The sequence below is a fragment of the Pseudomonas sp. genome (assembly GCF_050739655.1).
Taxonomy (GTDB): Bacteria; Pseudomonadota; Gammaproteobacteria; order Pseudomonadales; family Pseudomonadaceae; genus Aquipseudomonas.
This window is the reverse complement of the sequence record NZ_JBOIBY010000282.1, coordinates 1-10,238: the sequence shown is the minus strand read 5'-3', so window position 1 is coordinate 10,238 and position 10,238 is coordinate 1. Positions and strand designations below refer to the sequence as shown.

The following is a 10,238-nucleotide window of genomic DNA, read 5'->3' as shown; positions in this document are numbered from 1 at the left end:
CCGGCTCCTACAAGGGCACGGGATCATCGGGCATAAAAAAACGGGAGCCTTTGAGGACTCCCGTTTTTATGCCGCCAGCGAATTCACTTCGCCTGGTAAATGATCCCCGGGCTGCACTGGACCATCTGGTAATGATCCGGCAATCCGTTCAGCGCTTCAGAGGCACCGAGAAACAGATAGCCACCCGGTTTCAACGTGCTGTGAATACGCAACAGGATGTCCTTCTTCACTTCAGCAGAGAAGTAGATCAGCACGTTGCGGCAGAACACGATATCGAATTTACCGAGGCTCGCGTAGCTGTCCAGCAAGTTGAAGGAACGAAACTCCACCCGACTCTTGATCGGTGCCTTGATGGCCCAACGCCCCGGTCCCTTCGGATCGAAATAACGCTGCAAGCGTTCTGGCGACAGACCACGACCTATGGCCAGGCTGTCGTACTCGCCGGTCTTGCAATTGGTCAGCATGGTGCCGGAAAGGTCGGTGGCGACAATCTGCACGCCCATCCTCAACTGTCCGGCATTTATCCGCTCGAACTCGTCGATGGACATCGACAGCGAATACGGCTCCTGACCCGACGAACACGCCGCCGACCAGATCCGCAGACGCTGGCCGGGACTGGCTTTGATCGCTTCGGGCAGCACCTTGTTCTTCAAGACTTCGAACGGATAGGTGTCACGAAACCACAGGGTTTCGTTAGTCGTCATCGCATCCACCACCATCTCGCGCAAACCGCTGCGCGGCTGGGTCTGGATGCGCTGGACCAACTCACCCAAAGACTTGATGCCTTGCTGCTCCATCAGTTTGTTGAGACGGCTGGAGACCAGATACTGTTTGTTTTCACCGAGCAAAATGCCACAGGCTTTTTCCAGGAACACCCGGAACTGTTCGAAATCCAAATTACCCGTAGACAATGCTGCCGCCTCTTAAATCGTGTTGACTACCAAGGGCCGAACGCCCCTAGCTGATATCTGCTGCTTTGATCCGGTCAACTACCCGGGATGCCAGGTCATCAGGACGGAATTTGGCCAGGAAGTCATCGGCACCGACCTTCTTGACCATCGCCTGATTGAACACGCCCGACAACGAAGTATGCAGGATGATATGAAGCTTTTGCATGCGAGGGTCGTTGCGGATCTCGGCCGTCAGGGTGTAACCGTCCATCTCCGGCATCTCGATGTCGGAGATCATCATCAGAAACTCCTCTTCCGGCTTCTTGCCCTCGTCGACCAGTTTGCGCAAGTAATCCAGCGCTTGCCGGCCGTCGTTCAGCGCAACCACTTCGACACCGACCGTCTGCAGGCAACGCGTGACCTGCTTGCGCGCCACCGACGAGTCATCGACCGTCAGCACCCGTAGCGAAAGCGCCTTGTGTTGGGTTTCGACATCCACCACGCCGACGGAAATCGCTTCCGGTGTCGGCGCCACTTCCGCCAGCACCTTCTCCACGTCGATGATTTCCACCAACTGATTGTCGACCCGCGTCACCGCCGTCAGGTAGTGATCGCGCCCCGTGCCCTTGGGTGGCGGATGGATCTCCTCCCAGTTCATGTTGACGATGCGTTCTACCGAGCGCACCAGGAAACCCTGGGTCTTGGTGTTGTACTCCGTGATGATCACGAAGGGATTATTCTTGTCTTTCAAAGCACCGGAGCCGGTCGCCATTGCCAGATCCAGAATCGGAATGGTCGCCCCCCGAATATTCGCCACGCCGCACACGACAGGACTGGACTTGGGCATCAGCGTCAGTTGGGGGCATTGCAGCACCTCCCGAACCTTGAACACGTTGATCCCATACAGCTGTTGGCCGTCGAGACGGAACAACAACAGCTCAAGGCGATTCTGCCCCACCAGTTGCGTGCGCTGGTTCACCGAATCCATTACACCAGCCATGCCCAGACTCCTACACCAACGCTAAGTGTTGTTGCGACGCACATTCATCTCTAAACGGCACGGCGCTTGCTTTTTATCTTTTCATGACCACAGAACCGACATTTTTTCGACGCCCGACTACACCCTACCGCAAATGGCTCGGTGCGTTGGTCGCTGCCTGCCTGTTCAACGCTGGCAGCCATGCCCTTGCTGACGCAGTTACCTTGCCTGACATGCTTATCGGCGTCACTCAGGGCTTTCTTGAATTCACCGTAGAAGACTATCTGGCGACGAGTCAAACGGAAGGCCGCTACGAGATCCAGGTCAACCAGCTCGATCCACGGCTGCGCATGCCGATGTGCGACAAGGAATTGACAGCCACGCTGGAGAGTCCAGCCAAGCCATTGGGCAGGGTCACCGTCAAGGTTCGCTGCGAGGGCGCATCCCCGTGGACAGTCTTCGTACCCGCTCAAGTTCGCCTGTTTCGCGACGTTGTAACCACCACTCGGCCCCTGCGCCGCGCCGGCATTGTCGAACCGGCCGATGTCTCCTTGCGTGAACGTGATGTCAGCCTGTTGAGCCAGGGGTACTTGACCTCCCTGGACCAGGCGATCGGACAAAGACTTACCCGACCAATGGTCAATGACCAGGTCATCAGCCTGGTGCATATCGAACAGGCGGAAGTCATCCGCAAAGGCGATCAAGTGGTGATAACCGCTCGCAGTGGAACGCTTAGCGTGCGAATGCCTGGCGAAGCGTTGGCCAACGGCGGCTTGAGCGAACAAATCCGGGTGAAGAACCTCAATTCCAATCGGGTGATCAAGGCGCAAGTCATGGCGCCGGGGCAAGTGGAGGTGTCCATGTAGGACACTCTGTTCGTGGAGATGTGGCGCTAACCGAGGCTGTTCCCTAAACTGTGCCCTATCCAGGGCAAGCGCTGGCGCGCGCAAGCTCATTGATAAATGAGCCTAAAGTTTTGCCGGGGATGGCCGAGAACATGGCAAGCGTCCAAATTCCCAGAGGTTTTTATCATGGTCATCGATTTCAGCCGTTTGAACAGCTCCTCGTCACTTACGGGCAGTACACGTACCAGCGTTGCCAAGGAAACCGCCGATGCTGGCAAATCCGCGCCGCTGAATACCCAGGCCGAGCAGGCCAGCACCGTCACTAGCGGGGAATCGGTACACCTCAGCAATGAGGCTCAACAGTTGCAAAAGGTCACTGATACGCTGCGCGATCAGCCTGTCGTCGACAACGCCCGCGTGGCCGAGTTGAAAGCAGCGATTGCCGATGGCAGCTACAAAGTCGACAGCAACCGTGTAGCCAGCAAACTGCTCAACTTCGAAGCCCAGCGTTAGGCCACGGCCGGCGCGAGGCTTTTGGACGCTTAAAACCCAAGGCCAGCCATGCACGACACTAATTTACTGCAACTGATCACCGACGATTTTGCTCCAGCGCAACAACTGCTGGAGTTGTTGCAAACCGAGTCCCTCGCCTTGCATGGTCGCGACATGATCCTGCTCGAAAATATTCTGGCGCAGAAGCAGGCATTGATCATTTTGCTCGATCAGCATGGCCGCAAGCGCAGCGAAATCCTTGCCAGTCTGAATTTGCCAACCAACCGTAGCGGTCTGGAGCAACTGGCCAGCCAGTCCAGCATTGGCGAAGCATTGCTCACTCAAAGCGATGTCCTGACCGACCTTCTGAACCAATGCCAGACTGCCAACGCTAACAACGGCAAGTCGATTGTGATCCAGCAGATTGCCACAGCTACTCAGCTGAAAATCCTGAACGGTGGCGATACTCCAGCGCTCTACGATGCCAGCGGAACATTTTCCAAGCTTGTGAAACCGCGCCCGCTCAGTCAGGCTTGAACCTGTCGACGAGTAAGCTCTATCAAGAGGCGGAACATGCTGGCAATATGCCGGCAAGCCGTAGCCAATATTGTCTGGAGATTGATTAACCGTGTCCAATGCCTTAAATGCGGAAGATGCTCCGCAGCCACCCAAGGTGCTCAGCACGCCCCTGGAAATCTCCGGCAACCTGCGCCAACTGCAAGAAAGTCATGACCCGCTGATCATTACGTTCCACGAGCGTAGCCAGCGCTTCCAGAGCTATCTGGTAGATCTCGATCGTGAAAACAACATGATTGCCCTGGACGAAATGATTCCCCGTGATGGCGAGCGCTATCTGCTGGCGGGCGAGCCGTTCAAGGTTGAAGGCTTTCACGACGGCGTGCGTATCGCCTGGGAGAGCAACGGGCCGCTGACTATCAGCGAGTTCAATGGTAGTCGCTGCTACCGCGGAACCTTGCCTGATGAAGTGGTGTACCACCAGCGCCGCAACGCGTTTCGCGCAGCATTGAAGTTGGCACAGTTGGTTAATGTCAATCTGGACGGTGAAAAGCTAAAGGCCCCGATCAGCGGCAAATTGCTGGATATTTCTGCTACCGGCTGCAAGCTGCGTTTCGATGGCGATATCTCCGGTAGCCTTCAATTGGGTCAGGTCTACGACCGTTTCAATGCCGACCTGCCCTTCGGCAAGATGACGGCCCCGGTCGAACTGCGCTACCTGCACTTCGAAGAAAAAATCTCCACCACCTTCGCTGGCGTACGCTTTCATAACATGAGCGGCTTGGTGCAGCGGCAAGTCGAGCGGTTTGTCTATCAATTGCAACGTGAAGCGCGTCGCTTCGACAAAGACGACTTCTGATTCAACGCTCCAACACAAAACGGGCAGTCCCTTTCGGTGACTGCCCGTTTTTTATGCCCGCGATTTATGGCCTGGCTTCGGTAAAACCTTGCTCCTGACCCGAGTCGGTATCCTCCGCAGGCGTATCGTTTTGCGGTTCCGGTTCCGGTGTCGGCTCGGCAGGCACCGGATTCTGCATCTGATCCTGTACCACTTGCTCATCTACCCGTGGATCGAGTGCCGCCACCAGTGGTGAACTCGACATACTTTCTGGCATGGCAACGTGATGCAGCGGTGCATCGTCCACCTGGTGCAGGTTGGTCACCGCTTTCGGGCGAATTCGCCACACCAGCACCAAGGCGAAGAAACTGAAGAACGCATAGAGCATCTGGCTGCCGAACAGCTTCATCAGCACACCGGCCACCAATGGCCCGATACTGGCACCAACGCCGTAGGTAACCAGCAACATCGCAGTCAGCGACACACGGCGATCACCCTCAACATGGTCGTTGGAGAACGCCACCGCCAGCGGGTACAGGCAAAACTGAACCAGCGAGCAAAGGAAACCGGCGATGAACAATACCTCCAGCGGCACCTGCTTCATGATCGCCAGCGGCATGGCGGCGAGCGCCAGGCTGAACGCAAAACAACGAATCAGCAACGCCCGATCATAGCGGTCGGACAGCCAACCCAACGGCCATTGCACCAGCAAACCGGCAAAGATGCAGCACCCCATGAACAGACCGACCTGCTCCGTCGACAACCCTTGTTGCGAGGCATACAGCGGTGCCAGACCGTAAAACGAGCCCACGATCAAGCCCGCTCCCAGCACTGTACTCAGCGACTGCGGTACACGCTTGATAAAGAACCGTGGCTCCATCGGTGCCGGATGCAATGGTGCGGGGTGAATACGTCGCGTCAAAGCCACTGGCACAAGACACAGGGCGAAACACAGAGCAACCAGCATCAGCAATTCAAGCCCGAGCCCCGGATGCATGACCAGAATCAACTGCCCCAGCACCAACCCCAGGTATGAGGCGATCATGTAGCCACTGAACACCAGTCCGCGCTGCTTGGCATCGGCCTGCTCATTGAGCCAACTCTCGATGACCATGTACTGGCACATCATGCCAAGACCAACAATAACCCGCAGGAACAGCCATGCGGGCAGCCAATTGACCAGACCATGCCCCAATACCGCTGCACCGACGATGCCCGCGCAGGCGGAATAGGCACGGATATGCCCAACTCGGGCAATGAGCCGATGGCCGATCTTGCCGCCAAGCACCAAGCCGAAATAGTTGGCTGCCATCAGAGCACCGACCCACAAGCTGTCGACATGATCGGCAGCCAGGCGCAACGCCAGGTAGGTACTCAACAAGCCTGAGCCGATCAACATCATCAGCGAGGCAAAATAAAGCGCTCGAAAGGATTTCCAGATTTGGCGCATCGGCGTTCCGAGCGGCTCCTTGCAGTGAGTAACGGGCAATCAAACGATAGCCCGATGTCGACATTTCGTCAGGCCTGGGCTGCTAGAACTCGGCGTTCCCAGGGAGTGATTTCATCATAGAAACTGGTCAGTTCCATCGTCTTGGAAGCGATGTAGCCTTCGATGAACTCCATGCCGAACAGTTCCTTAGCCAAATGGCTACGCTTCAGACGCTCAAGCGCAGCATGCAAGGTACACGGCAACGAAAGATTATCGGGCACCTCGAATTCCCCCTGAATCGGCTCACTCGGCTCCAGTTTGTGCTCTATGCCATATAAACCTGCAGCCAGGCTAGCGGCAATCGCCAGGTACGGGTTGGCATCAGCGCCTGGTAAACGGTTCTCTACCCGACGAGCGACGGATGAGCTGGCGGGAATACGCAAGCCTGCAGCCCGGTTGTCATGGGACCAGCAGGCATTATTCGGTGATGCGAAAGGGTGGCACAAGCGCTGGTAAGAATTGACGTTCGGAGCAAACAGCGCGGTGAAATCCGCCATGCCCGCCTGTTGGCCCGCAATGAAATGCCGGAAGATCGCAGTAGGTTGACCAGCTTCATCACTGAACACGTTCCGTCCACTGCAGATCTCAACGATGCTCTGGTGGATATGCATCGAACTACCCGGGGTATGCGCCAAGGGTTTCGCCATACAGACCACCGTCAGACCATGCTTGAGCGCGACCTCCTTGAGCAGATGTTTGAACAGAAATGTCTGGTCGGCCAACAACAGCGGATCACCATGCAGCAAGTTGATCTCAAACTGACTGACGCCCATCTCGTGCATGAACGTATCGCGAGGCAAGCCTAGCGCCGCCATGCATTCATAAACTTCATTGAAGAACAGACGCAGGCCACTATTGGAGCTGACACTGAACGCCGAATGACCGACTTCGCGACGGCCATCCAGGCCTACTGGTGGCTGAAAAGGTTGTGTCGGATCGGGATTGGGAGAGAAAACAAAAAATTCGAGCTCGGTAGCAACCACCGGCGCCAGACCCAAGGCGGTGTAGCGTGAGATAACTGCCTTAAGTTGGCCGCGGGTAGACAGGTTGGAGGTTTCGCCGGTCAGTTCATCCGCATCACAGATGGCAAATGCTCGCGGATGCTTACTCCAGGGTAAAAGGTGAACTTGCGCCGGATCTGGAACCAGCGCAAGGTCGCCATCGTCGCTGCCATAGAAACGCGCTGGCGGATATCCACCCATGATGCATTGCAGGAGTACGCCCCTGGCCAACTGCAAGCGCCGCCCCTCGAGGAAACCCTCGGCGGTCATCACTTTGCCCCGTGGCACACCATTTAAATCCGGCGTAACACACTCAATCTCATCAACGCCCATCAATCGCTGCGCGAGTGAGCCCAGGCCATCGGTTGTCATAACGCAATCCTTGTCATTGTGCGAGCCGCGAGCGGCGACCCGTACAAAATAGGCTCCGCGCGTTCGGAATATCAAGCAGCGTCAAACAAAATGCTTTATGAGGGAAAATTCAGGGTAGATAGAGACTGAATACGCCACCACCCAATGGACCGCCATTACTGATTTCGGTGCGACCACTGATGCCATTGCGCTGATGCAATTCTGCAATCCGGCCCGCGAAATACAGCCCGAGGCCAGTGCTGCCGCTGCTGTGATTAATGCCCTGAATGTAATCGGCCTGACGCTCAATCATTTCGATAGGGTAACCTTGACCATCATCGTTGATGGTCAGCACTAGCTGCCCGGCCTCATCGCTGACGCTGATCAAAACGGCATGACGCGCATAACGAATGGCATTGTTGATACTGTTGGCAAGCACCGACGCGATCAATTCACGGTCGAAGAAACCCAATGGACTCAAGGGATCGACTTCAAACGTTGCAGCAATACCACGGCTGGTGAAGACATCCTGATGGCAGGCCAACTGAGCCTCGATGAAGTCATCCAGTTCGTGATAGGCCGGTTGCAATGGCATCTGATTGACACCCAGTTTGTACAACCCCAGCAACTGCACAAGCATACCGTTCAGGTGAGCGAATTCGAACTCAATCACACCTTGCTCGGGTGTATGCCGTGCCGGATCGGGCAGGCCGCCCAACCATTGGCTGTGGGCCTGCATCAGCATAGCCAATGAGTTCTTCATATCGTGCACGGTGGAAGCGATCACCGTGGAGAAATCCAGAGCCTGCTGGTTGTCGTTCATTCACCAAACGCCTTGCTTTTAAGTTTCTGATATCGCGGATAGCGTGCGTCGGTATCAGGCATCAAACCAACCATTTTCAGACAGGTCCGGCATTCCTCGAGCTCGGCCGAAGGAACCTTGGTATCGGTACCGTGTAGCAAAGCCTGCGCCATATTCAGCGCAATACTGATGTTCTTGGGCTGCATCGCCAGGGCTTTTCGGAAAACATCACGGGCCTCCACGAGATTTCCGGTCTTGTACACACGCACACCCTGACGGTTGAGATCAGCGGCTGCGTTGCCGGAGTTGAGAATGGTGGGGTCATCCGTAAGCTTGGCAATGCCTTTCATTACGGACGGATCGTCGCCGTAGATCTCTGCGCAGTTTTTCAACATCGACGCGCCGGCATCGGCTTGTCCAAGCATTTGCAGTTGCTTGGCCACCAGCATCGCAGCTTCAGCACTCATGAACTGCTCCATGCCATCAAGGCGCATCATCGCTTGCTCGGTCAACTTTTCCGCGGTTTCGGCATCATTGAGCAACAGACTGGTGGCCTTCATCAATCGCGCACGAATTTGCAGACCAGGATCAGACGGATTCTCTTTGGCCACAGCGCTCAACGTCGTGTTGATTTCCAATCGAGTCCGGGTATCCAGCCCCTTTTCACTGCCTTTACTGATTAACGCATGGGCCAGTCCAAGGTTACTTTCCGCATCCTTGAAACGTGATTGCGCCCCCTGAACGACAGCTTGGCGATAGGCTTTGGAAGCAGTATCAAAATCCTCGTTGGTCATAGCCAACTTACCGAGCTGCGCTTGCCGTCGTACCGCTAGAGGCGAAAGACGAATAGCCTCTTCCAGTACCTTCTGGGCAGCCTTTGTATCCCCTTCGGCGACCAGTACATCGGCCATGCCATCGTAGAGCGCCGGCATCATTGGGAACACTTTCAGAGCTTTTTCGTAAACACCTTTAGCCTGCGCAACTTGACCACGCTTGAACAGCAACTGGCCCAGACCGGCAAACGCCCAAGGCAAAGGTCGGTCAGCAATGATGCTGTCATAGAGACGCTCAAGAGCCTCATTTTGATTCAAGTCGCGCAGGGCATCGGCACGGTATCGCAGACACAACGGCGAATAACGAATGTCTTGCTTGCACAAGGCGATGCAAGCATTGAGCACTTCAACCGGTTTGCCCCGGTCGAGGGCTTGCAGGATGGGCTTGAGCAGAGTCTTGCGTTGCTCCAAGCGCTCAAGCCGCTGGGCCAGCCCTGAACGATTGAAGGGCTTGGTCAGATATGCGTCGGGCTCGTGCTCCAACGCACTGAGCACCATGGCCTGACTGGTCTCGGCAGTAACCATGACAAACACACTTTCATGGCTGATCAGCTTCTCGATCATTAGGTCTTCGAGCACCTGCTGACCGTTCTTCTTGCCATCGCCCAAGTGGAAATCCTGCAGGATGAAATGGTAGGACTTCTGCGAACACATTTTCAGCGCCTGCTCGCCTGTGTCTGCGGTGTCTACATCCTTGACACCGAGTTCGCGCAACATAGACCTGACCGAGCTTCGGAAATCCGAGAAATCATCGACGATCAAAAAACTTTTTTGGTGATACGACAGCATCGAAGATTTCCAGGCAGTTTAAGAAAAAACCTAAAGACAAACACATGAACAAGATTCGCTGCATGACCACTTAGAACGCGCAGATAATAGCCAGTGGCCACAACCAATCCAGCGATTTCTTTGAAGCTGTGAAAACGATGGGAAGCTGCGAGAAGTAGAGAACGCAGTGACCATATGGTTATCGGCCAGGGGTAGCGTTCCCTTGAAGCCTCATTCACGCAACAGAATGAAAAAAAGGGATAGCCCTCTGGCTATCCCTTTTTTGATCGAAATACTTTTTTAGGGGCAAAACAAAACCCCTACCTGCATACGCAGATAGGGGTTTCGGAATTTAATCTTGACGATGACCTACTCTCACATGGGGAAACCCCACACTACCATCGGCGATGCATCGTTTCACTGCTGAGTTCGGG

10 protein-coding genes and 1 rRNA gene are annotated in these 10,238 nt (G+C 55.4%); 4 read left to right on the top strand and 7 right to left on the bottom strand.

Annotated features, from left to right (window positions below; genetic code table 11):
* Positions 1-83: 83 nt before the first annotated feature.
* Both cheR and ACRESJ_RS13965 read right to left on the bottom strand, forming a co-directional pair.
* Positions 84-911 carry a protein-glutamate O-methyltransferase CheR gene (gene cheR, locus ACRESJ_RS13970; RefSeq protein ID WP_431758413.1) on the bottom strand — a complete coding sequence of 276 codons (828 nt, stop codon included), beginning with the start codon at positions 909-911 and terminating at the stop codon, positions 84-86.
* Positions 912-957: 46 nt separating this feature from the next.
* Positions 958-1,890 carry a chemotaxis protein CheV gene (locus ACRESJ_RS13965; RefSeq protein ID WP_015096472.1) on the bottom strand — a complete coding sequence of 311 codons (933 nt, stop codon included), beginning with the start codon at positions 1,888-1,890 and terminating at the stop codon, positions 958-960.
* Between the two features lie 83 nt (positions 1,891-1,973).
* Here ACRESJ_RS13965 and flgA point away from each other — a divergent pair, with 83 nt between their 5' ends.
* The 4 genes from flgA (at position 1,974) to ACRESJ_RS13945 (ending at position 4,581) form a co-directional block, all read left to right on the top strand.
* Entirely contained in the window at positions 1,974-2,735 is a 762-nt protein-coding gene (flgA, locus tag ACRESJ_RS13960; RefSeq protein WP_431758412.1) for a flagellar basal body P-ring formation chaperone FlgA, read from the top strand.
* A gap of 165 nt (positions 2,736-2,900) precedes the next feature.
* Positions 2,901-3,227, top strand: coding sequence for a flagellar biosynthesis anti-sigma factor FlgM (gene flgM / locus ACRESJ_RS13955; protein WP_431758411.1), 327 nt, complete (start codon positions 2,901-2,903; stop codon positions 3,225-3,227).
* A gap of 48 nt (positions 3,228-3,275) precedes the next feature.
* Entirely contained in the window at positions 3,276-3,743 is a 468-nt protein-coding gene (locus tag ACRESJ_RS13950; RefSeq protein ID WP_431758410.1) for a flagella synthesis protein FlgN, read from the top strand.
* Positions 3,744-3,834: 91 nt separating this feature from the next.
* Entirely contained in the window at positions 3,835-4,581 is a 747-nt protein-coding gene (locus tag ACRESJ_RS13945) for a flagellar brake protein (RefSeq protein ID WP_431758409.1), read from the top strand.
* 64 nt (positions 4,582-4,645) lie between these two features.
* Here ACRESJ_RS13945 and ACRESJ_RS13940 read toward each other — a convergent pair whose 3' ends face one another.
* The 5 genes from ACRESJ_RS13940 to rrf all read right to left on the bottom strand — a co-directional run.
* The gene (locus ACRESJ_RS13940) at positions 4,646-6,010 is read right to left on the bottom strand and encodes an MFS transporter (protein ID WP_431758408.1); all 1,365 of its coding nucleotides are present in this window, start codon (positions 6,008-6,010) and stop codon (positions 4,646-4,648) included.
* Positions 6,011-6,078: 68 nt separating this feature from the next.
* Positions 6,079-7,320 (bottom strand): glutamine synthetase family protein, encoded by a 1,242-nt coding sequence (locus tag ACRESJ_RS13935; protein ID WP_431758414.1) that lies wholly within the window; start codon positions 7,318-7,320, stop codon positions 6,079-6,081.
* 211 nt (positions 7,321-7,531) lie between these two features.
* Positions 7,532-8,224, bottom strand: coding sequence for a sensor histidine kinase (locus ACRESJ_RS13930; RefSeq protein ID WP_431758407.1), 693 nt, complete (start codon positions 8,222-8,224; stop codon positions 7,532-7,534).
* A complete protein-coding gene (locus tag ACRESJ_RS13925; RefSeq protein WP_431758406.1) occupies positions 8,221-9,825 on the bottom strand; it encodes a response regulator in 1,605 nt (534 codons plus the stop codon). The genes ACRESJ_RS13930 and ACRESJ_RS13925 overlap by 4 nt, the downstream gene beginning before the upstream one ends.
* 335 nt (positions 9,826-10,160) lie before the next feature.
* Positions 10,161-10,238, bottom strand: a 5S ribosomal RNA gene (rrf, locus tag ACRESJ_RS13920); the annotation flags it as partial.